The organism is Pseudoduganella sp. GW821-FHT11H04, from assembly GCF_058807935.1.
The window spans coordinates 104,276-130,831 of sequence record NZ_JBXARE010000012.1; the positions used below are offsets into that span (position 1 = coordinate 104,276).

24 protein-coding genes are annotated in these 26,556 nt (G+C 60.6%); 16 read left to right on the forward strand and 8 right to left on the reverse strand.

Features of this window, described 5'->3' with window-relative positions:
• The first annotated feature begins 84 nt into the window (after positions 1–84).
• From AC1RTP_RS22405 to AC1RTP_RS22425, 5 genes are read left to right on the forward strand one after another with little or no spacing between them, the layout of a single operon-like run.
• Positions 85–732, forward strand: coding sequence for an amino acid ABC transporter permease (locus AC1RTP_RS22405; protein WP_498610606.1), 648 nt, complete (start codon positions 85–87; stop codon positions 730–732).
• A complete protein-coding gene (locus tag AC1RTP_RS22410) occupies positions 732–1,403 on the forward strand; it encodes an amino acid ABC transporter permease (RefSeq protein WP_498610608.1) in 672 nt (223 codons plus the stop codon). Before AC1RTP_RS22405 ends, AC1RTP_RS22410 begins: the two co-directional genes overlap by 1 nt.
• Before the next feature lies 1 nt (position 1,404).
• Positions 1,405–2,139, forward strand: coding sequence for an amino acid ABC transporter ATP-binding protein (locus AC1RTP_RS22415; RefSeq protein ID WP_498610610.1), 735 nt, complete (start codon positions 1,405–1,407; stop codon positions 2,137–2,139).
• Positions 2,136–3,062, forward strand: a complete 927-nt coding sequence (locus AC1RTP_RS22420; protein WP_498610611.1) for an isoaspartyl peptidase/L-asparaginase — start codon at positions 2,136–2,138, stop codon at positions 3,060–3,062. The genes AC1RTP_RS22415 and AC1RTP_RS22420 overlap by 4 nt, the downstream gene beginning before the upstream one ends.
• 12 nt (positions 3,063–3,074) lie before the next feature.
• Positions 3,075–3,869 (forward strand): transporter substrate-binding domain-containing protein, encoded by a 795-nt coding sequence (locus tag AC1RTP_RS22425; protein ID WP_498610612.1) that lies wholly within the window; start codon positions 3,075–3,077, stop codon positions 3,867–3,869.
• A gap of 2 nt (positions 3,870–3,871) precedes the next feature.
• Here the strand turns inward: AC1RTP_RS22425 and AC1RTP_RS22430 are convergent, their stop codons facing one another.
• Complete coding sequence (locus AC1RTP_RS22430; protein WP_498610614.1) at positions 3,872–4,870, reverse strand: LacI family DNA-binding transcriptional regulator; 999 nt, start codon at positions 4,868–4,870, stop codon at positions 3,872–3,874.
• Positions 4,871–5,006: 136 nt separating this feature from the next.
• Here AC1RTP_RS22430 and AC1RTP_RS22435 point away from each other — a divergent pair, with 136 nt between their 5' ends.
• The gene (locus AC1RTP_RS22435; RefSeq protein WP_498610616.1) at positions 5,007–5,432 is read left to right on the forward strand and encodes a DUF4019 domain-containing protein; all 426 of its coding nucleotides are present in this window, start codon (positions 5,007–5,009) and stop codon (positions 5,430–5,432) included.
• A gap of 42 nt (positions 5,433–5,474) precedes the next feature.
• On the opposite strand, the gene AC1RTP_RS22440 is transcribed toward AC1RTP_RS22435, so the two are convergent.
• A complete protein-coding gene (locus AC1RTP_RS22440) occupies positions 5,475–6,131 on the reverse strand; it encodes a hypothetical protein (RefSeq protein WP_498610618.1) in 657 nt (218 codons plus the stop codon).
• 2 nt (positions 6,132–6,133) lie between these two features.
• Complete coding sequence (locus tag AC1RTP_RS22445; protein WP_498610620.1) at positions 6,134–7,129, reverse strand: hypothetical protein; 996 nt, start codon at positions 7,127–7,129, stop codon at positions 6,134–6,136.
• Positions 7,130–7,441: 312 nt separating this feature from the next.
• On the opposite strand from AC1RTP_RS22445, the gene AC1RTP_RS22450 reads away from it, so the two are divergent.
• Positions 7,442–8,512, forward strand: coding sequence for a trypsin-like serine protease (locus AC1RTP_RS22450; RefSeq protein WP_498610622.1), 1,071 nt, complete (start codon positions 7,442–7,444; stop codon positions 8,510–8,512).
• A 42-nt stretch (positions 8,513–8,554) separates the two neighbouring features.
• Here AC1RTP_RS22450 and AC1RTP_RS22455 read toward each other — a convergent pair whose 3' ends face one another.
• Positions 8,555–9,199, reverse strand: a complete 645-nt coding sequence (locus AC1RTP_RS22455) for a dihydrofolate reductase family protein (RefSeq protein ID WP_498610682.1) — start codon at positions 9,197–9,199, stop codon at positions 8,555–8,557.
• Between the two features lie 210 nt (positions 9,200–9,409).
• Between AC1RTP_RS22455 and AC1RTP_RS22460 the strand changes: the two genes are divergently transcribed.
• The 4 genes from AC1RTP_RS22460 (at position 9,410) to AC1RTP_RS22475 (ending at position 14,222) form a co-directional block, all read left to right on the forward strand.
• Positions 9,410–10,135 carry a universal stress protein gene (locus AC1RTP_RS22460; protein WP_498610624.1) on the forward strand — a complete coding sequence of 242 codons (726 nt, stop codon included), beginning with the start codon at positions 9,410–9,412 and terminating at the stop codon, positions 10,133–10,135.
• A 16-nt stretch (positions 10,136–10,151) separates the two neighbouring features.
• Complete coding sequence (locus AC1RTP_RS22465) at positions 10,152–11,762, forward strand: PHA/PHB synthase family protein (RefSeq protein WP_498610626.1); 1,611 nt, start codon at positions 10,152–10,154, stop codon at positions 11,760–11,762.
• Between the two features lie 132 nt (positions 11,763–11,894).
• Positions 11,895–12,989: a rod shape-determining protein RodA gene (gene rodA, locus AC1RTP_RS22470; protein ID WP_498610628.1), complete on the forward strand. Its 1,095-nt coding sequence runs from the start codon at positions 11,895–11,897 to the stop codon at positions 12,987–12,989.
• A 171-nt stretch (positions 12,990–13,160) separates the two neighbouring features.
• Entirely contained in the window at positions 13,161–14,222 is a 1,062-nt protein-coding gene (locus AC1RTP_RS22475; protein ID WP_498610630.1) for a M35 family metalloendopeptidase, read from the forward strand.
• A 15-nt stretch (positions 14,223–14,237) separates the two neighbouring features.
• Here AC1RTP_RS22475 and AC1RTP_RS22480 read toward each other — a convergent pair whose 3' ends face one another.
• From AC1RTP_RS22480 to AC1RTP_RS22490, 3 genes are all read right to left on the reverse strand, one after another.
• Positions 14,238–14,690 (reverse strand): hypothetical protein, encoded by a 453-nt coding sequence (locus AC1RTP_RS22480; protein ID WP_498610632.1) that lies wholly within the window; start codon positions 14,688–14,690, stop codon positions 14,238–14,240.
• A 30-nt stretch (positions 14,691–14,720) separates the two neighbouring features.
• Positions 14,721–16,973, reverse strand: a complete 2,253-nt coding sequence (locus AC1RTP_RS22485; protein ID WP_498610633.1) for a hybrid sensor histidine kinase/response regulator — start codon at positions 16,971–16,973, stop codon at positions 14,721–14,723.
• 111 nt (positions 16,974–17,084) lie between these two features.
• A complete protein-coding gene (locus AC1RTP_RS22490) occupies positions 17,085–19,217 on the reverse strand; it encodes a hypothetical protein (RefSeq protein WP_498610635.1) in 2,133 nt (710 codons plus the stop codon).
• Positions 19,218–19,356: 139 nt separating this feature from the next.
• Between AC1RTP_RS22490 and AC1RTP_RS22495 the strand changes: the two genes are divergently transcribed.
• The 5 genes from AC1RTP_RS22495 (at position 19,357) to prsT (ending at position 24,939) form a co-directional block, all read left to right on the forward strand.
• Positions 19,357–19,722 (forward strand): hypothetical protein, encoded by a 366-nt coding sequence (locus AC1RTP_RS22495; RefSeq protein WP_498610637.1) that lies wholly within the window; start codon positions 19,357–19,359, stop codon positions 19,720–19,722.
• Between the two features lie 68 nt (positions 19,723–19,790).
• Positions 19,791–21,071, forward strand: coding sequence for an alpha/beta hydrolase (locus AC1RTP_RS22500; protein WP_498610639.1), 1,281 nt, complete (start codon positions 19,791–19,793; stop codon positions 21,069–21,071).
• Positions 21,072–21,084: 13 nt separating this feature from the next.
• Entirely contained in the window at positions 21,085–21,480 is a 396-nt protein-coding gene (locus AC1RTP_RS22505; RefSeq protein WP_498610640.1) for an Hpt domain-containing protein, read from the forward strand.
• 233 nt (positions 21,481–21,713) lie between these two features.
• A complete protein-coding gene (locus AC1RTP_RS22510; protein ID WP_498610642.1) occupies positions 21,714–22,097 on the forward strand; it encodes a hypothetical protein in 384 nt (127 codons plus the stop codon).
• Positions 22,098–22,194: 97 nt separating this feature from the next.
• The gene (gene prsT / locus AC1RTP_RS22515) at positions 22,195–24,939 is read left to right on the forward strand and encodes an XrtA/PEP-CTERM system TPR-repeat protein PrsT (protein WP_498610643.1); all 2,745 of its coding nucleotides are present in this window, start codon (positions 22,195–22,197) and stop codon (positions 24,937–24,939) included.
• A gap of 6 nt (positions 24,940–24,945) precedes the next feature.
• Here prsT and AC1RTP_RS22520 read toward each other — a convergent pair whose 3' ends face one another.
• A complete protein-coding gene (locus AC1RTP_RS22520) occupies positions 24,946–26,556 on the reverse strand; it encodes an FAD-binding oxidoreductase (protein ID WP_498610645.1) in 1,611 nt (536 codons plus the stop codon).

The following is a 26,556-nucleotide window of genomic DNA, read 5'->3' on the forward strand; positions in this document are numbered from 1 at the left end:
ATCCCGTGCTGTTTATGTGACACTCGTCGGGTTTGTGGTGAAACCGGTTTCACTTTTGGCGGAGCAGCCTGTTTGACGTTCGACTTGACCCTACTTGCGCCCTACCTTGGCGACCTGGCTGCTGGTGCGCGTTTGACCGCCCTCGCCTGCGCTCTTGCGCTGGCGGGAGGCCTGGGCTTGGGAGTCGTGGCAGCGCTGATGCGAACCGCAGCGTCGCCTCTGGCCCGGCGCACTGCGGAGTTCTACGTCGACGTCTTCCGCAACGTCCCGTTCATCGTCCAGCTGTTCTTCCTGTTTTACGGACTCCCTGAAATCGGCGTCGAGATGAGCGCTTTTTGTACCGGTGTGCTCGCCTTGTCGCTGGCAGGAGGAGCCTTTACTTCCGACGTGATCCGCTCCGGTATCCTGGCGGTAGAACCGGGCGTGCTGGAGGCGGCGCAAGTGAGCGGCCTTTCGCGACTCACTATCTACCGCCGCATCGTGCTGCCGATCGCATTGCGCAGCTCCGTGCGGCCCCTCGGCGCTGTGTTCGTTAACCTTATCCTGACCTCGTCGATTCTCTCAGCGATCACGCTGAATGAATTAACAGGCAGCGCCAAGATCGTTGCGGCTGACACCTTCCAACCCTTCGAGGTATATGCCTTGCTTCTGGTGCTGTATGCCCTCATGACCTGGGTCGTGTCATTGTCGGCCGGTGCTCTTCACCGTCGCCTGAACCGGGATCACGGCTGATGCGCTACACAGATTTCACTTCGCACGATTTCCTCTTGCTGCTGCAAGGACTGGCCGTTTCTGTCTCCCTGTTCGCAGCCACCACCGTCATTGGCCTGCTGATCGGCATGGCCTGGGCGATGCTGCGCTACTACCGCACACCATTGCTTGCGCCCTTGGCCGCCGCGCTGGCGGAACTGCTAAAGAATTCTCCCGTGCTTGTGCAGCTGTTCCTGGTGTTCTTCGGCTTGCCTGTGCTATTGCAAATGGACCTGACACCCGTGCAGGCCGCCCTCATCACACTGTCGGGCAATACGGCTGCCTTCATCTACGTCATCGCGGTCTCCGCCATCGAATCGATCGGCCGTGAGCAGTTGGAAACGGCGCGTGTCTTCGGATTGAGCCGCTGGCAAACGCTATGCCGCGTCGTTGCGCCGCAAGCAGCGGCTTTCGGGCTCGGACCGCTGGCTGGCCTGCTGGTCAACCAGTTGCAGGTGACGTCGCTGATCTCTGTGATTGGCGTCGTGGACCTGACCAAGGCCGGAGCGATCCTGAACCTGCGCACGCTCAAGCCTTTCATCGTCTGGACCGTGATCGGCCTGATGTACTACCTGATGGCCCGGCTGGTTGCCTGGGCCTGCGCGCGCGCCGAGACGCGATTGCGCGCACATAGCCAATGGAAGGGTTTGTAACGTGATACTTATCGAAGGTGCGGCGAAGCGCTTCGGCAGCCACGCGGTGCTGGATGGCATCGACCTGCGCATCGAGCCGGGCGAAGTCGTTTCCATCCTCGGCGCCAGCGGCTCGGGTAAATCCACGCTGATCCGATGCATTAACGGACTCGAAAAGCTCGACGGCGGCACGATTTCGGTTGATGGCCATCGCGTAGACGATGCAAAGCAGTTGCAGCTGGCGCGCCGTTGTTCCGGTACCGTGTTCCAGCAGTTCAATCTGTACCCGCATATGACTGCGTTGCAGAACGTCACACTAGCGCCTATGGAAGTGCTTAAAGTGCCGCGCAGCCAGGCTGAAGTCGAAGCGCGTGAGCTGCTTGCATCCGTAGGGCTGTCCAGCCGCGCCGACGCCTACCCGGCCCAGCTCTCGGGTGGACAGCGCCAACGTGTCGGCATTTGCCGCGCCTTGGCGATGAAGCCACGCTACCTGCTGCTGGACGAAGTGACCAGCGCGCTCGATCCGGAAATGACAGCCGAAGTACTGGCCATCCTCGCCAAGCTGGCAGCTGAAGGCACGACCATGCTCTTCGTTACGCATGAAATCGAATTTGCGCGGCAGATTTCGAACCGCGTGGTCTTCCTTGAGCAGGGCCGGCTGCTGGCTGATCTACCGACCGCGCAATTCTTCTCCGCTGATGGTGGCTTGGCGCAGCCGCGCATCGCACAATTCCTCTCAAAAATGAGTAGATCATGAAAATTCTGCTTGCGAACGCCGAGGCCTGGCCCGGTTTTGAGACCACGGTCGAATTGCTGAAACACGGTGGCGCCGGCATCGATTCCATGGTCAGCGGCATCTCTAAAGTGGAACGCGAAGCCAAGGTGCGCAGCGTCGGATACGGCGGCTGGCCGAATATGCTGGGCGAAATGGAGTTCGACGCCGGCGTCATGGACGGCACGACCCGCGATGTCGGCGCGGTCGGCGCGGTGCCGGCTACCCTCCCCGTTTCCGCCCTGGCCCACGAAGTCATGAAACACCTGCCGCATGTGATGCTGACCGGCGCCGGCGCACGCCGCTTTGCCAGCGAACGTGGATTCGCCATCGACGAAGTCTTGCATCCGGACAGCAAGCGCGTTTGGTGGGAACGGCTGCAGAAGGAAATGTCGCCCGAGCAGTTGGCGGCCTTTCCAGAGATTCCATTGGCGCCACTCAGTAACAACATCACCGATCCGGAACGCGTGCGTGACACGACGGTCTTCCTGGGCCGCGACGCCAGCGATGGCATTGGCGTTGTCACCTCAACTTCCGGCTGGGCGTGGAAATACCCTGGACGTTTGGGCGATTCGCCGATTCCGGGCGCGGGCTTTTATGCGGACAGCCGCTACGGCGCCGCCGCCTGCACGCACACCGGCGAAATGACCATGCGCTGCGGGACCTCGCGCAGCATCGTGCTGGCAATGCGGCTTGGCTATACTCTTGCCGATGCCATCAAACTGGCAGTGGAAGAACTGGCAGAGCTGAAGACCGGCTTCCTGGCCGGCGTAGTAATTCACGCCATTGACGCCAAGGGCAATCACCAAGTTGTTAATTACCGTTGCGACGAAGAGATTCGCTACTGGTATTGGGACGAGCGCATGGCCGCGCCGGAATTGCGCGTCGCCAGCGCCGTCAAACTCTGAAAGGACAGATCAATGCAGCATCGCTTGAAACACTACGCCGTCAACGCGGCATTGATGCTTGTGGCGACGTCCGCGCTGGCTGGCCGCATCGAAGAAATCAAGGCCCGTGGCTATGTGCGTATCGGCGTTTCGCTGGGCGGAGAACCAGTTGGTTTTCGCAACGGCAGCAATGAGCCGGTTGGCTACGACGTAGACGTCGCAACCCAGCTTGCCGCGAAACTGGGCGTTTCAGTGCGCTTTTCGGATGTTTCTGGAGATGCGCGCATCTCAATGCTCATGTCCAGGCAGCTCGACCTGGTAGTGGCGAATGTCTCAATCACGCCGAAACGGGCACGCGTAGTGGATTTCTCCATCCCGTATAACCTCGCCGGTCTGCGGGTGATCGCGCAAAAGAGCGCGCACATCAACACCCTGGCGGACTTGAACGGCAAGCGCGTCGTTGTCGGCCGTGGCACCACGGCAGATGCATTCCTGAGGGAGTCCGCGCCGCAAGCTGTATTCGTCTACACCGACAACTTCGCGCCGGACGGCGTCCTGCTGTTGCAGCAAAAGCGTGCCGATGCCGGCGTCGAGGATTCTTCGTTGCTGGACTACCTGGCCAGCAAGAACGACCAGCTGGAAACGCTGCCTGCGATGTACGGCAATACGCCGATCGGCATCGCCATGGCCAAGGGGGACCCGGCGCTATTAAAGTTCGTGAACGCTTTCGTTTCGGATTACATCAAGTCCGGCGCCTACGCCGCCAACTACAAGAAATGGTGGGGTAGTAAGAACGCGCCGCCGCCACTTTCCGCTTCGGCCCAGTAATATCAGCCGGTAAGGCGCGGCACGAAGCGAGTAGCGACCAGCACCTGGTCGCTGTTCTGTGCAAGCTCTGCCGGCTGGTTCAGGATGCGCACAATCTGGGCCACGTATTCGCGCTTGTCCGCGCCGATCGAGGAAATAGGATAGGCGTCGAACTGCGTTAACGAGATGTTGTCGAATCCGTAGAGCCGGAAGCGTTCTGGGCGGTGCTGAGGGAAATGCTGCCGGTGCGCGTCCAACACGCCCATCGCCATTGCGTCGGAAGTACAGAACACGGCGTCGGTTGCGTCAACGTCGATCAACTGTGCCAGCACCCGACCGCTGGCGTACGAATAATCCCCTGCCAATTCGCCCAGCAGCTTGATGCCGTGCTGCTCCAGCGCCGCACGGTAGGATGCTATGCGAGCCTGTTCCACCAGCGACATCGTTCGCCCCGTCAGCAAGAGCGCGGTGCGCACGCCTTTTGCCGCGGCATCGGCCACGGCTTCGCGGATGCCGTGATCTTCGTCCATCGTCACCGATGGCGCCCCCGGATCGTGGTGACCGTTCAGCATCAGGACCGCGTTGTTACGGAACATGCGGCGCACCGTAGTCGCGTCGGCGAAATCTGAAAACACCAGGGCCGCATCGACATGATAGGCGACGCCATCGCGCAGGAAAGCTTCGGCATGTTCGCCGGCGCCAACGCGAATAAAGATCACTTGCTTGCCGATGGCTTGTATTTCCGCCAGCAGCAGGTCGAACAGGTCCAGGTCCGACAGGTCGTGGATGTGATTGACCAGAATTGCAACCAGGTTGACCGTCTTGCTGGACAGACCGCGTGCGAGCAAATTCGGGCGGAAGCCCAGCGCCTCGGCCGCACGTAATACCCTTTCGCGCTTGTCGGCTGAAACCGGGCGCGGCTCCGCCGACAAGGCCCTCGACGCAATCGCACGGGACACGCCCGCTAATTCGGCAACGTCGGACAATGTCGGTTCCGGAGCGGGTTTCAGGGCATCGTTCATGGCCGGGATTATACCCGCCGGCCACCTCCAATTTTCAGCATTTCGGACCACTTATCCTGCAATTCATCCGATGGCCCTCGACCGGTGTGGCGAAGATCCCTAGACTTCGCGCTATTCCACTTACTGAGCCAAGGCCATGAAAAAACTGTCTGCAGCCGCACTTACCGTCTTCCTGCTCATCTCTTCCACCGCATTTGCCCAAAGCCCTAAGGAAACTGCCGACGCCCGCGTCGCTGCCGAGCGCTGGATGAAGCTCATGGACACTGAGGAATATTCCGCTGCCTGGAACACGGGCGCCACCAATATGCGAAAAGACATGCCCAAGTTCGCATGGAATATGCTGGCAACCACCATCCATGCGCCTCTGGGCGACTTCAAGAGCCGCACTTTCAAATCCTCCGACGCCACCACCGCCACCGCCGACAAACCGGCTTCGGTCACCCTCACCTTCGTCAGCAATTACCAGAACAGCCGCAACGTCCTGGAGAAAGTGACCACCGTGCGGGAGGCGGACGGGCAATGGCGTGTGACCGGATTCACGATTAATTCCGACGCCAAATAAAGGATCTGGACCTCTCTCCCCGGGAGGTCCAGAACGCGGTCTTTACGGATACAGCTGGCCGCAGAACCAGGTCGAGGCCTCGACCCAATCACCAGAACCACCGCCGCCCCAGCCTTCATTCACATAGAAGAAGCGGTCGGTCACCGTTTCATCCCAGCAGAAGATAAAGCACTTGCGCACGGTGCGTTGTTGCCAGGCGTAGCCGAATGCCATTGGATAGTGGCTCAACCAGCCGGTGCCAATGATGGCCGGCGTATGGCGGTTGGCAATCGAGGCAATCGCCTTGTCGCGCAAGCCGTCTTCGCAGATGCCGAGCGAATTCCAGTTGGCTTGGATCGTCGCGCCGCTGCGGCCATTCAGGTATTGGGCGGCGCCCGGCATATCCCACGGGCAGGTCGCGCCGGAACCGAACGAGCAGAAGGTCGAGACTTCGTTATGGAGTTCGCGGATAACGTTGTTCACGCCGTTGTCCTGGTACAGCGGTGCGATCGCATCGGCGCCCTTCCCTCCATCCACGCGATAAAGACCGGAGCGTGGCGCCCAATAAGCGTTCCCGTGTGCTGACTGGTAGTCCGCCCAGCAGAACAACATGGCCCAGGCGACAGGTCCGCAACCGACTGCGCATCCGTTGTAGTCGAACTGGTTGTATGCAGGTTGCTGGCCGCCGCCGCCGGCTGCCCAGTAATAAGTCCAAGCCATGTTTATTTACCTCCTGCAGGTTGTGCGACCAGGTGTGGCGCCACGTCGCGTTTATTGGATGGCGTGCCGCGCGGGACGATGAAGAAGTTCAGCGTCTCCATGCTGCCGTCGACATATTTGATTTCGAGCGCGAACGACAGTTCGTTCCTGGCGCCGGACGCCTTGGCTTCCAGCGTGACGCCGGCCGCCTGGCGGTCCAGCAAGGTCATTTGCACGAACTTGGCGCCCTCGCCGCTCAGACTTGCCGAACCTGGCTGCAGCATGGCCACGGTCATTTTCTGGCCTTCGTGAATGCCTTCGCCGAAGGTCTCGATCAGCTCTTCAGTGTCCCAGTGGCCGCGTGCGTGTTCGGCCAGCTTTTGCAGGTGGGGCTTGAAGGTTTCCGGGAATGCCTTCTGGGCTTCGTGCCAGTCTTTCCAGCCCGATGCCTTGATGCCGTGCGTCGAGCGGTCGTTCTTTACGTGCATCAGCTTGGGCGGGTTCTTGTCATTATCGGTACGGTGCTCAGGCTCCGCACGGAACTCGCCCAACGCTGGGGCGGTCTGCATGCCGGGCATCGCTTCAATCTTGGGTGGGAACTGACCGATATGGGTCGCGTAGTTGCCCTTCGAATCTTCCGCAGCGTAGGCCAGCGAGTCGAGTTTGTGGATCCTGGCGATGTTCTTGCCATTGCCTTTGGCTTCCAGGCCGTAGCTTGGCGGCTCGGTGTCCAGGCTCCAGTGCGGAATTGGAACGTCGTGCCCCCCAGTGGACAGCATCAGGAATCCCAGGCCGCTGCTTTTGCCATTGTGGCCGCGCGCTTTAGGCTCTTTGACGCCCTTTACTTCGATCTCCCAATACGCCACACCGTTAATGTCCGGGCGGTAAACCGGGCATGCCTTGTCGCCAAGGCGCATCTGGTCGTGGCCCATGGCCATGTCGGTGCCGCGGATCGATTCGAGATGATTGGCAGCGCGTCGCCGCAGGCTCAGCGGTACTTCGCTAATCTTGACTCGCATGTTGTAAATCTCCTTTGATTATTCGCTCTGCGTTGTGCGGTGCGATAAGCAGCACTTTAGGCAGTTGAAGCATCTCGAAGATCCGTGCTGGTACCCAACTTTTGGTCGTTGCAGTACCTAAACTTTAGCTTGTTTTTCAAATGTATTAATTTGCAATGAAGTGTCGAAAATCTTTACATTTCCTCAACCCAGTATGGGCTGCATTTTGGCAAGTACCTGAAAGTAAAGAAAGTTTTCCAGTGGGCACGATTTCTGCTAGACATTGCCGATGTGTTATTACACATAGAGCAATTATTCTAGGGAGACATAGTCGTGGCAAAACACATCACCAAAAAACTCGTCGGCGTCGCGCTGGCACTGGCTGCTATCAGCGGCACTGCACAAGCGGCTCCAGGCGGCGTCATCACGCCGTTGATCACTTCGGGCGGCCTGCCTGATTCGCCAGCAGCACACGTTGACGCTAACCTGCCGAGCTCGCCATTTTCCGGCGTGGTCAGCATCAACATCCGCTATGACGGCCAGAGCTTCATTTGCTCGGGCGCGCTGGTTGGCAAGCGTCAGGTAGTGTCCGCGGGCCACTGCGTTGACACCACCGGTAACGGCACCCTGATCGACCTGAACAAGCCTGGCAGCGATGTGCGCGTGGTATTCAATGCGTCCAACGTCGTTGGCGATCCTGGCCGCGCAGTCGTGACTGCGACCAAAGTCCAGATGAATCCTAACTATGCTGGTTTCGGCCATTGCCCAGTTGGCGTTCCAGGCTTCTGTGTGAACGACGACCTGGCTGTGATCACCCTGGGCCAGGATGCTCCGGCCTCCGCCAAGATCTACAAAATCGCCGGCCAGAACCTGGACGCGAACACCCGCATCATCATGGCCGGCTACGGCACTTCGGGTGACGGCATCAACGGCTACACCATCGGCCCAGATTTCCGTGTAAAGCGCACTGGCCAGAACATTGTTGACCTGTTCGACGGCGACGATGAGAACGGCTTTGGCGGCGCCAATGAAGTCTGGTACGCGGACTTTGACGGCAATGGCAAGGACACCTTCTGCGCCTGGGGCATCGCTTGCTCGGCGCAACTGGGCAACAGCGTTGAATCCGGTATCGGTGGCGGCGACTCCGGCGGTCCTTCGTTCATCGAGTCCTACGGTGAGCTGATGCTGATCGCGACCAACACTTTCGGTGGCACCCCGACCGGCCTCACCCCAGGCGCCTTTGGCACCTACTTCGGCGGCATCGTGCTGCACAGCTACCTGGACTACATCGTTGACGCCACCGGCGGCGCAGCGCAAGTGGTCCCTGAGCCTGCAACCACCGCAATGTTCGGCCTGGGCCTGCTGGCACTGGCCGGCGCACGCCGCCGCAAGCAGCAGCGCTAATCTTTATCCCGTAAGTCTTGGGGCGGCTTCGGCCGCCCTTTTTCATTGCTTCGCGATGATCAGATGAGTGGCAGCTGCGCTCGATTCGTGGCCGATCACTTTATAGCCAAGCTGTGCCAGGTCAATTCCTTCAAAAAGACTTTCTCCGGCGCCCAACAGGACTGGCGATTGCACCAGGTGGATCTCATCAATTAGTCCGGCGCGCAGGTATTGCCGTATCGTTGCTGGCCCACCACCTATGCGTACGTCCTTGCCCTTGGCCGCCTCACGGGCCAGGCGTAATGCTTCTTCGAAGCCACCTGTGACGAAATGGAAAACGGTGCCGCCTTCCATCACCAGCGGCGCCCGCGGATGGTGGCTCAGCACGAAAACTGGCGTGTGATAAGGCGGATTTGGCCCCCACCAGCCCTTCCATTCCTCATCCGGCCACGGTCCGCGCACAGGACCAAACATATTCCGCCCCAGGATCCAGGCGCCGAGATTCTCCATCCCACGCTCGGCATAGTCATTGTCCAGCCCCAGGCTGCCCTCCCCGTCACCATGCATGGCCTGGAAAGTCTGGGTCGGGTAGAACCACTGATGCAACTGGACGCCGCCCTTGCCTAGCGGATTTTCAAGACTCTGCTCCGGGCCAGCCCCGAAACCATCAGTGCTGACAGCAAAACACGATACACGCAGCTTGCTCATTGCAACCTCGACGATTAGATTGAAATTGACCCAGATCATGCCGCGTCTTTGCGTAAAAGCCTAGAGTTTTTCCCATATAACCATCCGGAGGACGTCATGGGATACAAGACCGTCGTAGTGCATGTCAACAGCTCCGCGGATACTGAGCGGAGGGTGCGTCTTGCGGGACAGATCACCCGCATGGCAATGGGACATTTGGTGGGGTCCGCAATGAGCGGTATTTCGCGCTTCCTGTATGCCGACCACGCCACTGCCATGGGAGTCAGCATGGCCGCCCAATGCATGGACGAAGCGCGTGAAACCGCCCGCGCCAACCTAATGCGTTTCACCAGCCAATGCCAGATGCTCGACATGCCTTCGGTTGAAGCGCGCCTGATCGACGATGAGGCGGCGGACGGACTTGTTTTGCAGTCGCGCTACGGCGACCTCGTAGTCGTCGGACAGGTGAATCCTGACGACCCGATATCGCCAATGGAAGAGGAAACGCCCGAATACGTGGTTATCAACAGCGCCCGCCCGGTGCTGGTCGTACCCTATGCCGGACACTTTGAAGCGCCCTTCAAGCGCGTAGTGGTCGCCTGGGACGGCAGCATGGAGGCCACGCGCGCCCTGACGGCTGCAATCCCCCTGTTGCAGGCTGCTGGCAAAGTAACGCTGGCCGTCTTCAACGCAGGCCGCCAGCCAGATACCCACGGCAGCGAACCGGGCGCCGACATCGCCCTCTACCTGGCGCGGCATAACATCAAGGTCGAAGTCTCCTCGCAGGTGACCGCGATCGACATCGGGTCCGCCCTGCTTTCGTTCGCGGCCGACGTGGACGCCGACTTGCTGGTGATGGGCTGCTATGGCCACAGCCGGTTCCGCGAAATCATGCTGGGCGGTGCCACACGCACCGTCCTGCAGACGATGACTGTGCCAGTGTTGATGGCGCATTAGGCCTATACTGGCCTGTATGCCAAACCCTTTCGCCCAGGTTGCCGCCGCATGGCTCGCACATCCCGTGGAATTAGCCCGCGCGTGGCACGAACTAGCCACCGTAGCCTGGGCCACGGGCATGCCCGCGCCTGTCGCGGAAGCGGCGGAAGGCGATGACCGCTTTACCGACGAATCCTGGCGCAGCAACTCATTCTTTCATGGCCTGATGCAGCAGTACCTGGGTTTTACGCGCACCCTGGAGCGGCAAATCTACGACACGCCCGGCGTCGATGAACGCGTAGCCCACAGCGCGGCCTTCTGGTTGCGGCATTGGTGCAACGCAGTCGCACCAAGCAACTTCCCGCTCACAAACCCGCAAGTTCTACGCCGTGCCTTTGATACCGGCGGCGCCAGCCTTCGCCTGGGCTTCGAGGAATGGCTGCGCGACCTCCTGGCAGGCGATCTGCGCATGGTGGACCGGGCGCAATTCGAACTTGGGCGCGACCTGGCTGCTACGCCGGGCCGTGTGGTGATGCGCAACCAATTGATGGAATTGATCCAGTACACGCCGGTCGCTGCGAAAGTACGCAGCGTGCCCTTGGTCCTGGTGCCGCCATGGATCAACAAATACTACATCCTCGACCTGACGCAACAGCAAAGCATGGTGCGCCACCTGGTAGCGCAGGGCTTTGATGTTTTCGTGATCAGCTGGAAGAACCCAAGCGCTGCGATGGCCGGCGTCACTTTCGAGGACCACCTGTTCGAGGGCATTCTTGCCGCAATCGAGGCGGCTCGCACGATTGCGGGTGTGCCGCAGGTCCACGCGGTGGGCTACTGCATCGGCGGCACCGCCTTGTCGGCGTTGATGGCATGGCTTAGCAGGCGTCACCGCGCTGTCCGCGACATTCCGGTTGCGCACTGGACACTTCTTGCGACGCTGACCGATTTTTCCAAGCCGGGAGATATCGCCAGCTTTATCAACGACGAAAGCGTTGAATTGCTGGAAGGCGTGATGGCACGCCAGGGCTTCCTCGATTCGCAGCAGATCGGCTGGAGTTTCCGCATGCTGCGGCCGAACACGCAAATCTGGCGCTACGTGGTGCACAAATACCTGCTTGGCGAACCAGCGCCGGCGCTCGCGCCGCTTGCATGGAATGCGGACGGCACGCGCCAGCCGCGCGCCACGCAAATCTTCTCCCTGCGCGAGCTTTACCAGGGCAACAAACTGGCGCAGGCCGACCAGCTGGAGATTCGGGGTCAAAAACTCGACTTGGGCCGCATCCGCCAGCCCCTGTATGCCGTTGGCGCCGTCGCCGACCACATCACTCCCTGGCGCAGCACCTACCGCAGCGCGGCGCTGGTCGGGGCGCCGGTGCATTATGTGCTGACCGCTTCCGGCCATATCCTCGGCATCGTCAACCCGCCCGGCGGCAGCGCCAAGCAGCAATACTGGTCGGCGCCGCTGATCGACGGACTCGACGCCAAGGACTGGTTGGCAGTCCAGTCGCCGACGCCAGGCTCCTGGTGGCAAGATTGGACCGCATGGCTGCACACACGCTGTGGCGACATGCGGGCCCCTTCGCAGCAAGCCCACGCCGACTATCCCTGGCTATGTGATGCCCCCGGAAACTACGTGCGAGAACGCTAGCCATGGCCTTATAATTTCGGCCATGGAAAAAGAACAGAAACAATTCCGCCGCCGCCTTTTCTTGCTTGGCGCGCTGACAGCTATTGGCTTCGCGATCCTCGCCGGCCGCGTGATCTGGCTGCAGGCATTTCAATGACCGGTAGTACCCCATTCTGGCGCCGCTTGCGGCCGGTGCTGGCTGTTGACGCGCCTTTGCTTGCCATCGTTGGACTGCTGATCGCCGCCGGCCTGGCGACATTGTTTTCCGCTTCTGCCGATTTCCCGGGCCGTTTCGAACTCCAACTGCGCAATGTGCTCACTGCACTGCTCCTGATGTGGGTCGCAGCGAACATCCCGCCGCCAGTCCTGATGCGCCATGCGGCCACGCTATATGGCATCGGCGTAGCCTTGCTGGTCGCCGTATTCCTGTTTGGAGTCACAAAAAAAGGCTCTACGCGCTGGCTCAATATCGGCCATGATTTCCAGCCATCCGAAATGATGAAAATCGCGATGCCGATGATGCTGGCCTGGTTCTTTCATCGTGCAGACGGCGCGAAAGGCTGGCAGGTATTCCTGGCGGCCGCCGTGCTGCTGGCGATCCCGGTCGGCCTGATCGCCAAGCAACCCGACTTCGGCACAGCCATGCTGGTGCTGGCGGCGGGCTTCTATGTGATCGTGCTGGCCGGCCTGTCCTGGCGCGTGCTGGCGGGGCTCGCAGTTTGCGGCGCCGCAGCCGTACCGCTGGTGTGGCACTTGCTGCACGACTTCCAGCGGCAGCGTGTACTGACCTTTCTTGATCCTGGTTCGGACCCAATGGGCAAAGGCTTCCAGATTACCCAGGCCATGACCGCCATCGGTTCCGGCGGTTTGACGGGGCGCGGCTGGATGGACGGCACCCAAGGGCGCCTCGGCTTCATTCCCGAACGCTCCACCGACTTCATTTTCTCGGTCTTTGCGGAGGAATTCGGCCTGCTCGGCGGCATAGTCCTGCTGGTGCTGTATGCCCTGCTGATCGTGCGCGGCCTGCAGATCACGGCTGGCGCCACGACCCGTTTTTCGCGCCTGCTCGGAGGCGCCATCACCATGATCCTGTTCACTTATGCCTTCATTAATATCGGCATGGTTTGCGGCGTGGTGCCTGTAGTTGGCGTCCCGCTGCCCTTCTTCAGTTACGGTGGCACTGCACTCGGGACGCTCGGTGTGGGCTGCGGCATCCTGATGAGCATCCGTCGGCAAAACCGGGGCTAAGCCCGTTACAAATGTCTCATTTGAAACAAGTTCCCCGCGTCCTGTTAAAGCTTTAACGGAATTGTTGTTGAATTGCTGACAGCTTTTTACATGGCTGAAGATTTCGGTTGAACTGCCGTGGTCTCGCCGTCAAGATAGTCACACACCAACCACAACCGGACGGAGATACCGATGAACTTGAAACATCTTGGCGGTTTTGCGCTCGCAGCTTCCTTCAGCTTTGGCGCTTATGCAGCCGATGGCCTGAGCGCCAGCATCAGCATGGACAAGCGCGCACTGGGCCCTCGCGACGACGTGGTGGTTCACGTGACGCTGACCAATACATCGTCCGTGCCGCAATACCTGCTGAAATGGCATACCCCATTCGGCGAAATCGAAGAATCGCTGTTCGACGTCACCCGCGATGGCGCCAAAGTCGCTTATGAAGGCATGCACGCCAAGCGCCCGGCCCCTACCGCCGCCGACTACTACGTGATCCAGCCTGGCAAGTCGTACAAGACCACGGTCGAATTGTCCCAGATGTATAACATGAGCATCTCAGGCGACTACACCATCCGCTACAGCACCAAATCGGCCAAGCTGTTCAGCAATGTCGACCCAGCCGGCAAGGCAGTCGATAAGAAGCAATCCGACACCCTGCAGTCGGATGCATTGAGCATCTCGATCGAAGGCACCCTGCCACGTGGCTCCCTGGCCAAGGCGCCAGCCGAACCACAAGGCGTTGGCGCCCTGTCGTTCAGCAAATGCACCGCTTCGCAGCAGGCAGACATCACCTCGGCCAAAGCTGCGGCGCAGAACATGTCCAACGATGCCAACGGCTATCTGGGAGCCAACAAGACGGGCCCGCGCTATACCAAGTGGTTTGGCGCCGTGACTTCCAGCCGCTATTCGACCATGCAGGCCCACTTCACCGCCATCAAAGATGCATTCGACAACAAGCCAATCACCGTCGATTGCGGCTGCAAGAAGACCTACTATGCCTACGTCTATCCAACCCAGCCTTACAAGATCTATGTCTGCAAGGCTTTCTGGAGCGCGCCAATGACCGGTACCGACTCCAAGGGCGGTACCCTGGTCCATGAAATGAGCCACTTCAACGCTACTGCCGGCACCGACGACCACGTCTACGGCCAAAGCGGCGCGGCAAGCCTGGCGATCAGCAATCCTGACCAGGCCATCGACAACGCCGACTCGCACGAATATTTCGGCGAGAACACCCCTGCCCAGCAATAAGCTGCGGGGCGCCGCTCACCGTCCGGTATGTTCGAATCGTACCGGTCCGACGGTGAGCGGTACTTCCTTCCCATTCAACAAATAGTGCCCAGCGTAGCTGATGGTATACGCATGGTGCCCCGGCTTGAACGCGTAGGCGCGCGACAGGTCGATGCTGTTGCTGCGGCGCTTGCCGGGCGCCAGGTGCAGGTAATCTTCCTCAGTTAACGGGCCCCGCTTGACCATGATGCCCTGGTATTCCAAAGGCTCGCCCGTCTCGGCATCTCGCAGGTCGAATAGTTTGCCGAACATCTCCTGTTCGGTCGCCAGGGAGCGCGGTACCTTCACTGCCTGTGCCAGATGATTGGCAAGCGCGACATGCAGCACCGGGTGGCCGGCCGCTTCCTTGACAACGAATTGAACGTCCAGCACCTTTGGCTCCCCGCTGATCGCGCCCAGCATTAGCATGGCTGCAAGATTGATTTTCACTCCAGACTCCGTTACACGTGAAACTTTTGCTTAGCGAGTTTGTTCCAGCGCTTCGCCGACGACTTCCAGGAAATCATCAATATTCAGCGGCTTGGTGAGGTAGCGGAAGAAGCCCGCTTCCAGCGCGGCTTGGACGTCGAGCGGCATGGCATTCGCTGAGAGCGCGATGATGGGAATTTCCCGGGTTGCCGGATCTTGCTGCAGGCACCGCTGCGCTTCCCGGCCGCTAATGCCGGGCAAGTTCATATCCATCAATATCACATCGGGATAGTGTTCGCGCGCCAACGATACGCCGGAATTACCGTCGGTGGCGGACAGCAGGTCGATGTCCAGGTGCAGCTTGACGATCTCTTGAACCAGCTTCAAGTTTGCCGGATTGTCTTCCACGTACAGCAATAGAGGCTTATTGTGGCGGCTATGGACGCCTGCTGCCTTGCCCATGTCTTCTGCCAGGCCCTGGCGTGGCAGTTGCTGGGGCGACGTGATTTCCATCTCGACCGTAAAAGTGCTGCCCTGTCCGACGGTGCTGGTTACGCTGATGGTGGCGTCCATCAATTCGGCCAGGCGTTTGCTCAACACGAGGCCAATGCCGCTGCCCTCTTCCGAGCCACCCTCCTGGCCCAGTCGATTAAAGGGTTGGAACAGTCCGGCCAATTGCTCACCGCTGAGTCCAAGCCCATCATCGCGCACCGAAAGCCAGGCGCGCCCTACGTCGCCGGTGCCGAACGAGACCCAGACATGGCCGCCTTTGCTGTTGTATTTGACGGCATTGCTCATCAGGTTAAGGACAATTTGCCGCAAGCGGATGCGGTCGGCTTTGACAAAGAGGCCACAGGATTCAGCCAGGTCGATCGTCACGCTGCGGGCCTCAGCCATGGCTTCGATCATCCTGCTGGCTTCGTACAGCAGGTCGTCCAGCGACACCGGTTCAAGCGACAGCGTGACGGCGCCCACTTCGATCTTTGCAAGGTCGAGGGTCTCGTTAATCAGGTGCAGCAAATGCTGTCCAGCTTGCACGATATTGCCGGCAAAGGCGTGACGCTGCTGCTGGGAGAGCGGCAGTTTTTCGTTGTGCAGCAACTGGCCAAAACCGAGGATGGCGTTGAGCGGCGTGCGTAGCTCATGCGACATGCTGTGCAGGAAGCGGTCCTTGGCCTTGCTGGCCTGCTCAAGTTCCAGCTTTTGCTCCAGCAGCTTATGCTCAATCTGGCGGCGGCCACTGATATCGCGGATGGCGCTGGATACCAGCAGTTCGTCTTCTGTTTTCAACGGGCTGAGGCTGATCTCAACCGGAAATTCGGAGCCATCGCGCCGCATCGCGTACAACTCGGCGCCGGCGCCCATGGCGCGTGGCTGAGCCTTGTCGAAGAAACTGCTGCGCGCAGCAGGATGGCGGCCGGCAAAGCGTGCTGGAATCAGGATTTCGATCGGCTTGCCCAGCAACTCCTGGCGCTGGTAGCCAAACAATTGCTCCGTCTGCGTATTGACCAAGACGATCTCGCCGCGCGCATTGACGATCACCATCGGGTCCGGTGCCGATTCGAGCAGGCCGCGGAACTTTTGCTCGGCCTTCTTGCGATCGCCTATATCGCGGATCGCGCTCATGACGATGGCGCCCTCTTCCATCTGGATCATGCTAAGGCTGATCTCGACGGGAAATTCATGGCCATCCTTGCGCAAGCCATACAGCTCCGAGCCAGCGCCCATGGTGCGGGTGCGTGGCTGCACAAAGTACTGGGCGCGATGGGAGACGTGGCCGCCGCGGAAACGGTTGGGCAGCAACACTTCCACAGGCTTGCCCAGCAACTCGCGCGGTTCAAAGCCGAACAAGCGCTCCGCCTGGCTGTTCACCAGCACGATGCGGCCTGTGGAATTGGCCATGACGATTGCATCGGGCATTGATTCCAGCAAGCCACGGTAGCGTGACTCCACCTGGCGCGCATCGCGCAAGGCCTTGGCGTCGGTGATGTCGTTCTGGCTGTGGATGATGTACTCTATCTCACCCTGGGAAGTGTAGACCGGCTTGCAAGCTGCACTGACGTACACGGCCTGGCCATCCTTGCGCCGCCGCAGGTACTCAAAATCAGCGCCGAATTCTTGCCGCACAGGGTGGCCGGGCATGCCGACCAGCTCCGAGAGCCGCTGCCCGCGCGCTTCTTCCGTGCTATAGCCGTAGATCTGCGTTGCGCCCCGGGTCCAGAACATCACGGTGTCGTGAGCGTCTGTGGCGATAATGCCCCCGGGGGCTTCTTCGAGGATGAACTTGCCCAGGTCAGTTTGCATTTTTTCGTCTCTTAACGGACTCAGCGGAACCAATTGTAAGCGAATTGGACGAAAAAAAACCGCCTGCCCTTGCGGGCGAGGCGGTATAGGGCGCGGGGGTGCGCTCTTTAATTACCAGGAGGCTTTCAAGGTGTAGGTGCCGCTGGTCGAACCAGTGCCACCTGCGTAGTAATACACCTTGGCATACCAAGTTACAGCAGAAGAGCCCGTGTTGGCGCGCGATACGGCGTCGGCCTGGCCGGTGCCGTTGACGCTCGATGCCAACTGGGTGCCTGCAGCGTCATACAGCTTCAGGTCGTAGTCCGAGGAGGCGTTCGGGGTCATGGTGGCGGTCAGGGTCTTGCCAGCTGGAACGGTGATGGCGAAGTAGTCGGCATCGGTGCTGGCGCTCATGTTGGCGCTGGCGGTGGTGCACGACTGGGTGATGGCATTGGCGGTCGCAATGGTGTTATTGCTTTCCGTTTCGTTCATCGACACTGGGGTGCAGGTAGCCGACAGGATGTTCTGCGCCTGGAACTTGGCCTGGAAGGTGTTGGCGTAGGTCAAGTCCGCTGGGAACAGGGTCTTCGCAGCGTTCACGATCGCGGTTGCCATCGCTGGCATCTTCACGTTCGAACCGAGGCCGAAGTGCGCTTCCAGGATGATCTTGTCGATGTTGGCGCGTGGCTTGCCGGCAGCGATCAGGGAAGTCATGGCGCCATACAGCGGTGCCGACCACAGTTCATCGGACTGGAAGGTCACGCCGTTCTCGGTCACGTTGGTGTGCGCAGCATAGGACTTGGCGCTGTTGTACTTGGCGTCGGTGCGGTTCAGCATACGGCCGGCCCAGCAAGCGCCGTGACCGTCCCAGCTGAAGGCCCACTCAGGGTGGTAAACCTGGCCGTTCGGGGTGCTGTAGGAGTACGACGCTGCCCAGTAGTCGCCGAAACCTTCGCCCATGGCGCCGGTGTCGCCGCCGGACCAGCTGGAGTTGATGCTGGCCTGGATGCCGTGGCCGTATTCGTGCAGGATCACGTCTGCGTCTTCACTGTCGTTCACGCAGCCGTGGCCGAACGCCAGATAACCGGTAGCGCCGCTGCCGCTGAAGTGCGAGTTGTCGTCGCCATTCACGCCATCGGTGTCAACATCCATCGAACGGTTCAGGATCGACTTGGTGCCGGTAAAGCCCAGCGACTGGATGTAGCGCTGGCTCTGGTCCAGGTGGAAGTAGACGTTGGTGTCGTCGAAGGCGTTGTTGCCGCGCTTGGCAGTCCACACACCGTTGGTGGTGGTGCTTGGTGCGGTCGCTGGGGATTCGATATTCTTGATGTTGACGAATGGGCCGGTCAAGGAGTAGACGCCGCCCGTCACGGTCAGGTCGCGCAGGGTCTTGGTCGAATAGGCAGCGTCGAAGGCCGATGCAGCCGAGGTATCGGTCAGCGCGTCGGTATTCAATACGGTGCGCGGATCAGGATCGAAGGCATAGCCGCTGCCGTTGATGCCTGACGGGGCCACGGTCACCGCAGCGGTGCCGGCGCCGGCCTTGGCCGCGGTGGCGCTCGCTTTGGCCGCTTCGGTGGCGGCCTTGCGGTCCAGGGACTGGCCAGGGGCAGCGGCGCGGGCTGCCAGGCTGCGTTCGCCGCCCTTGTTGGAGCGTGGCAGCGAGGTGCTGTAGGAATCGATCACGGAGCCGTCATGCGCATTCAGGTACTGGACGAAGCCACCAGTTGGCATTTCGGCTTCGATATTGACCTTGCGCGCCAGCTGCATGCCATCCTTGCTTGGCACCCAGACCAGGGTGGTGGAAGGTACATGAACCAGCTTATGCTGGACGTTCATGTTCTTCCAGCCTTTGTCCAGGGCTTCGTCTTCGCTGAGCTGCTTCTTGTTGTACAGCTGGTTGACAGCGTCGGCATCCATTTTGGCCGAAACGTGGCGGGTCTCGTTAAAGATCTTTTGCAGCTCGCCATCCTTGCCGATCGAAACGATAATCTGGGCGCGGTCCACTGGCAGGCCGCGCAGCATTTGCTGGTAGTAGTAGTGCTTGCCGGTCAGGGATTCCTTGACTTCGACCAGTTGCAGGTTATTCAAGTTGGCTGGCAGGCCAAAGCGGGCCGCTTGCGATTTCAGTACGCCCTCGGCAGAAGCAGCCTTGGTATTGGTGAAGATGGTCAGGTTGTCAACGGTTTTGTCGGCAGCCTGGGCCAGGCCGGCACAAGCCAGCATAACCATCGAAGCAATCGTGGTGCGAGTCGTGTTGCGCATGTTGTATGTCTCTCCTGAAGCAGTATTAGGTAATATTCTTATGAACCCCGCCGGGTCACTACTCAACAGCGTGGAGGCGAGTATATCTATTGAAAAATTCATGAATAGACCACACACACAACGTTAGAGGGAGTCTTCAGTGAAACGAAACGCTCTGTTCATTTTTTTAGCACTACTGTGCTGGAAATCCGCCCAGGCCATCCCCGACGAGGAGCCCGGCGTCACGGCCCAGGTCATCGACGTGCTTGAAGGCGTCGCCGACGGCAAGCCGGCGACGGACCGGTTCACCGAGCGCGGCGCGACCTATCTTGCCGTTCCCGGCTTGCAGGCGGCTATGAGAGGGTGTGTCCGCCCTTTCAAGCTTGAACTGCTGTCGCGTAATGTGTTCGGGGAAGACCGGCTTTACGTGTACCGTGCAAAATGCGAGCCGCAAATGCTGCGAATTGCCATTGATTTCAATAAGGCAGCCCGTGTTAACCGCCTGGAATTGGCGCCCGAGCGCTAGATTCATGCGGCGCTGGACTTGGCGTAGCGTGTGTGGTCAGATATGCATTAATCAGCCAGGAGAAGAGCATGGACGTCATTACGACAGCAGTGACGGCAGGTGCCAGCGAGGGCGGCATCAGCGCTGCCTACCAGATGCTGAAGTCGCGTCTGTCGGGCCAAGCGCCCACGGTCGCCGATGCGATTGCCGATGTCGAGGAGGATCCGGGCTCGCGCTCGCGCCAGTTCGCCCTGAGCGATGCGCTCGCGGCGGCCGGACTGGCCGGCGACCGCTATTTACGGGCGGCAGCGCGCAACCTGATCGATGAGGTGGAGCGCCGGCGCAGTGCGCGCGCTTCCCCGACCGCAAGCCTGGATGGCGCGCCCGACCATGCAGTGATGAAAGTTTATTTTGCCACCGACCGCGAACTCAGCGGCGATCGCCATCCGGCCCGCCTGTTCGGCAGCACCCGCGGCCAGCTACGCTACGGCACTTGTGAAGTGAGCATCCCGCGCGACCACCGCATGGGCGAACTGGAATCCCCTTCCCTGCTGCGATTCGAATTCCGAGAGGAACCTGAGCAGCATGTGGTACTGCTGGCTGCCGATATGCAGGAGCGGGAGCACTATATGGCCGAGCTCAAGCAAGCAATTGCCGCCAGCGGCCCGCACAGCGCCCTACTCTTTATCCATGGTTACCGCACCACCTTTGAAGATGCGGCGCGCCGTACCGGACAACTGGCATACGACTTAGCCTTCCATGGCGCCGCAATTTTTTACAGTTGGCCCTCGCAAGGTAAGCTCTCAGGATATATATTGGATGAAGCTAATGTGGAATGGACCCAGGCCGACCTGGCCGCTTTCCTGGCTGACTTCCTGCAGCAGACGGATGCCGAGCATGTTTACTTGCTCGCTCACAGCATGGGCAACCGCGCCCTGGCCAAGGCAACGGCCAGCGTGATCGCGGCGCGGCCCGAATTGGCGAGCCGCATCCGCGAAGTGATTCTGGCAGCGCCCGATATTGATGCCGATGTATTCCGCCAGCAGCTGGTTCCAGCCTTGGCGGGGGTGGGCAACCCATTGACGTTGTATGCATCTTCAGACGATGCCGCTTTGCGCGCCTCAAAAGCGATTCACGGCTATGCGCGCGCCGGCGAAAGCGGTCCAGGACTAGTGGTTGCGCCGGGCGTCGAGACAATTGACGCCAGCGGGGTGGATACGGGCTTCATCGGTCATACGTATTTTGCCGAGCAACGGTCAGCCCTGAGCGATATGTATTACGTTGTGCAGAAAGATACCCGGGCCGCCGAGCGTTTTGGCTTACAGGCGGTGGAGGGGCAGACGGGACGCTATTGGACGTTCCGCGGATAAACGGAGACCTGCAATGACTTATGCAAGTGCGCCGGACGAGGCCATTTTTTGCGTCGACAAGCTGCTCGAATACATGGGGCGGGATGAAAAAGCCGTGGATACCGTCGTCAAGATCGTACGCGACGGGATTGGCCCCGGTTTAGAACCGCTCAATATGGCCGGCGAAGCGATTCGCGATGCCAAATTCATGGAAGCGCGGCGTATTTTGCATAACCTGCGTGGTTCTGTCGGTAACCTGGGGGCTAAGCGCTTTGTCGCAGCGTCCCTTGCGCTCGAGCTGGCCTTGCAAGAAGGCCGGATCATGGAAATCCCCCTTTTATTCACCGCGCTCGAAGGTGAATTGAAACTGGTTCATGACCATGCAGGAGCCTGGCTGGACCAACACAGCGGCCGCGCCGCTGCCCGCTAACGAATCGTTACATCTGTTACCCCACCCGTATTGATGCGCCGCAACATCGCTATGTTATGATGCCTTACTGTCAGCATTACGCAGTCTAGCGAGGCGTGCGCCCCGTTTGTCCAGCATTTCATAGAATCTTGCAAGTTGCAGTGCAGCTTGATGTGCGGCAACTTATTGTATAATGCTAATCCTCTAGTTGGCTAAAAAGAAATATGGAAATATTCAACAAGGCGGGTGTTATCGTGACCTCTACACTGCTCATGGTCGGCATGTTGATTGCCTGCCAGGTTCAGGAAGAAGTCCAGCCGCCTGCCCCAGTTGTAGAAGCGGTCGCCAAAAAGCTCGCCGAGCACGGTGGCGCCGCGGCTGAACGCCGCCTGAAAGAATGGGCGGAACAGGGCTCCGCCGTCGCTGCGCGCGAGCTGGGCCTGCTCTACACCCTGGATGCTGCCAAACATACTGAAGCGATCCGCCTGCTGCAAAAGGCAGCCCTCGCCGGCGATGCGGTCTCTGCCGACTACCTTTCAAACCGCTATCACCCCAATACCACGACTGTTGCGAACAACAGCAGCGATCACTCCTGGCCCCTGTACGTTCAACTGGCCACCCCGCGCCACGCCAAGTAAGCCCCAGCAGCAACGATTGCACGCTTTCTTGAGCGTGATCAACAAGCACTCATAGGCAAACCCTACGCTGGTACTTCCACCAGCCTGGGAGTTAGCCATGTCTCGATTAATCACCGTCACGGCCGGAATGACGCTGGCCGCGCTGTTCGCTTGCCAGCGCATGAAACCCGTGGAAGACGTCCTCAAGGAGGCACGAGCTGCGCATTTGCGTGGCGAGGAGCGGGCGGCGGTCATCCATCTTAAAAATCTGCTGCAACAGAAACCGGGCAATGCCGATGCGCGGCGCATGTTGGGTGAGTTGCATCTGGCACAGGGCGATGCCGTTTCGGCCGAAAAGGAATTGCGCCGCGCCCTGGCCCTGGGGCAGCCAAGGGCGCAGCTGCTACCCATCCTCATGCGCACCTTGCTGGCCCAAGGCGCCTACCAGGGTGTGCTCGATGAACTGCATGCAGAAGCGGATACGGCAGCGGTGCTGGCCTGGCGCGGAAATGCCCTGTATGGACTCGGCAAGCCGGAAGACGCCGGCCGCCTCTATGCCCAGTCTCTGCAAAAAGACAGCAAGCTGGTCGCCGCACACCTCGGCCAGGCGCGCCTCGCCCTGCTCAAACACGATGTGAAGGCTGCCGAGGAATCGGTCGCGCTGGCATTTGCCGCCAAGCCGGACGATATCGATGCCTTGCGCTTTCGCGGTGATTTGCGGCGGACTCGGGGCGAGCTGGACGAAGCCTTGGCCACTTACCGCAGCATCCTTGGACTGGACCAGGCCAACGTACAGGCCCACGCAGATATCGCAGCCATCTACCTCCAGCAAGGCAAGGCGGCGCTCGCGAAACAGCAACTGGAAACCGCCCGCAAATTCCAGCCTTCGAGCCTAGTCCTGGTCTATGCGCAAGGAATGCTCGAACTCGGCGAGGGGCAGCATAAAGCAGCGCTGGAACACGCCCAGGCTGTGCTGCGCATCGCGCCGGACCATTTGCCCAGCATGCTGCTGGCGGCAACGGCCGAGCTTGCTATCGGGACCACCGCGCCGGCTCGCGCCCATATCCAGAGTTATCGCCAGAGTGTGGCCGGTGAGCCCTACGCGTTGCGCCTGCAAGCGATGTGCGATTTGAAGGAAGGCAAGGCGCAGGATGCATTGGCATTGCTCCAGCCGGTCATCGCCGGCGGCTCGCAGGATATTGACTTGCTGGCGCTTGCCGGGGAAGCGGCCATGCGTAGCGGCCAGCATGAGTTGGCTGCACGCTGGTTTGGGCAGGCGAGCGGCCTCGCACCGGAATCGGCCAGCCTCCTCAACGCTAATGGTGTGGGCCTGCTCATTCAGGGTCAGGACGCCCGTGCCGTCGAGGCTCTGGAACAGGCGGCACGTAAAAATGGCGCTTCGGCGGCACGTGCCGGCTCCCTCCTCGTGATGACTCACCTCAGGAGCCGCAACTACGGCGAAGCCCTGGCCCAGGTCAGGCGGATGGAGGGGCAAGGCGAGAATCCTGCAGTGGCAAACCTGAAAGGTGGCGTCCTGCTCGCCAGCGGCGACCTTGCCGGGGCCCGCAAAGCTTTTATCCGGGCGCTCGAACTCGAACCCGGCCACATCCCCGCACTCGACAACCTGGCCGAACTGGATATCCTCGAAAAAAAAGTTCCTCAGGCGCGCCAGCGCTACCAGGCTGCCTTACAGCGTAACAAGAACAGCGTGCCGCTCCTGACCGCGCTGGCGAAGCTCGAGTCCCGTCAGGGCAACTTGCCCGCAGCAATTACCTGGCTTGAGCGCGCCACCGCCGCCGAACCGGATGCCGTGGCGCCGGCGCAATCCCTGGCAGCATTATATTTACGTAGCGGGCAGCCAGAGAAGGCGCTGCAGCAAGCGCAGCGCCTGCACACCTTGCGGCCAGACCAGGCGGCAAGCCTTGATCTGCTGGCCCAGGCTGCAGTGGCCTCCGGCAAGCATGCACTCGCGCTGGACAGCCTGCAAAAGCTCGCCGTACTGCAAGCGAGCAGTGCCGAAGTCCAGTTGCGCATTGCCCACGCCCAACTGGTCCTTCAGCAAAAAGCTTCGGCCTTAGTGACAGTGCATAAAGCCCTTGCGCTCGAGCCCGGCCGGGAAGATGCCCTGTTCTTTGCCAGCGCCCTTATGCTGGACAGCCACGCCTACGACGACGCGCGTAAGTTGGCGCAGGCGGCGCAAAAGCGGCAACCGAACGCTGCCATCGGCTTCAAACTCGAAGGCGATGCCTTGCTCGAACAAGGAAAGCCAAGCGAGGCGGTGACACAGTATGAGCGCGGGTTCGCGCTTCAGGCGAGCGGACCCATGCTGATTGCTCTGCATCGCGCCCTGCATGCTGCCAAGCAGGCTGAGGCGGCGGAGCGCCGCATAGTCGTCTGGCTGGACAAGAACCCAGGCGACCAGCCCACCAGGCTGTATTACGCCAGCTACCTGCTGCAACGCGGAGAGTTCGCTTCGGCGCGGCGGGAATACGAAACTTTGATCGCACGAGACCCGGACAACGTCGTCGCCCTGAACGACCTGGCCTGGACCCTGCTGCAACTCAAGGATGGCGATCCGCTTCGCCCCGCCGAGCGCGCCTACCATCTGGCGCCGGCCAACCCGGCTGTCGCCGATACCCTGGCTTGGATTTTTGCTGAAACAGGCAAGCCGGCACGCGCCTTGCCCTTGTTGAAAAGAGCATTGGAGAGCGCCCCGGCGGCAGCCGATATCCGCCTGCATTACGCCCACGCATTGTTCCGCAGCGGCGACAAGCGCGGCGCACGCAGCCAATGCGAGCAATTGCTGGCGCTGCGCGATTTTCCGCACCGGGCCGAGGTGCAAAGCTTGATGGCCAGGCTTTGAGCCCATTCAGCGCGGCTGGTAGCGCCCCGGCGCGATGATCTGCTGCGGATCAAGCGCTGCCTTGATGCGCGCGACGGTGCTCCAGAACGTGTCGTGGCCGCTATCCAGCGCCGCAAAAGACTGCGGCCCGACGCGGTAGGGAATATAGCCAGCCTTCATCAGCCTATCGAACGCGGCGTGATAGCACAGTTTGGCGCGCGTGGTTTCCGCTGCATCGTCGCGGTCGAAGCAGACAGTCAGCACGCCGCCCAGCGTTCGTTCATTGATCGTGCTGAAGGTCTCGAACAAGTCAAAGCCGTGGCTGGCGAAAACTGGTTCAACCAGGGCATGCACGTGAAGAAGGTCGGCTCCTCGCAACGGCAGCACAGGCGCCAGCCACATCATCCCGCAGCCGTCGCGCGCGGGGTTGGCCCCGGCAGGGAAAGCTGGCGGCAAGCCTCCCCTGCGGCGCCAGTAGGCGCCGGCCAGGAAGCGCCCATCCGGGATGCCGCGATTCATGTTCAATAGTGAGCGGCCGAGTGCGACTTGCGCTGCAAGCTTTGAACCGAGCTTGCCTTGCCCCAGTATCCGCGAGGCCGTGGCGCCTAGTGATAATGCCCTGTCGTCAATGAAGCGCAAACGGGCGCGCCCTCCGATGGCTGAGCGAATTGCACGCCGGGCATCGGCGACTTGTGCGGAGCGGCCATATAATGCCGCGGAGACGGTCCAGGCGCCAATGCCCGCCTTTTTGCACAGACTGGCGCGCACATCGATCGGTAAAGGCGGCCCTTGCGGCGCCAGCGCGGAGGGAAATACCATTGCGCCGGACAGCACGCGCAAGTCATTCCCGATATGCACGACGCTGCGTAGCGTGCCATCCATGCGGAGCGGACGCAAGGCATCCACGAGCGCTGCAATGGAGTCAAAATCGGTAACGCTGGCAAGCAGGTGACTCACCACATCGGATTGCGGCATGAGCCAGAAGCCGAGGCTGGTGACGATGCCCAGGTTAGACTGCGTGAACAGCCCATCCATCCACGGGCCCACGCCATAAGGATAGAGATGGGCGGCGCACGCATTTGCGAAATGGCCGAAACCAGTCTCAAGCGTTTCCCCATTCGCCAGCACGATGCGCATGCCGGACACCTGCAGCATGCGGTTGCCGTAGGGCGTGTGCCCAAAACCGCGCTCGAGGATATTGCCGACCAGGCTGGTATCCGGGCCCGCGCCAGTGCAATCCATCCACAAGGGCAAGCCTTGCTGCGCAAGATGCTCGGCAAGCTGAGCCTGCGTTACGCCGGGTTCAATCACTGTATAGGCGAGCTCGGGATCGGTTGCAAGAATGCGGTTCATGCCGCCCAGGTCGACGATCACTTGACCTTCGCCGCTAGGGCAAGCATCGCCATAGCCCCAGTTCCGCCCGGTGCTGAGCGGATAAAGCGGAATGTCAAATTCTCCGGCGCCGCGTACGAGCGCCACCACTTCGCCATGGGAAAGGGGGCGCAGCACGGCGAGCGGAAGGACGGGATTAGCCGCAGTACTTGCCGCATAAGACGCCAACGCCCCTGCTTCGGTAAGCACGCGTGACGGTCCCAGCAACAAGCGCCAGGCCTGCAAGGCAGGATCGAGCCGGTCCAT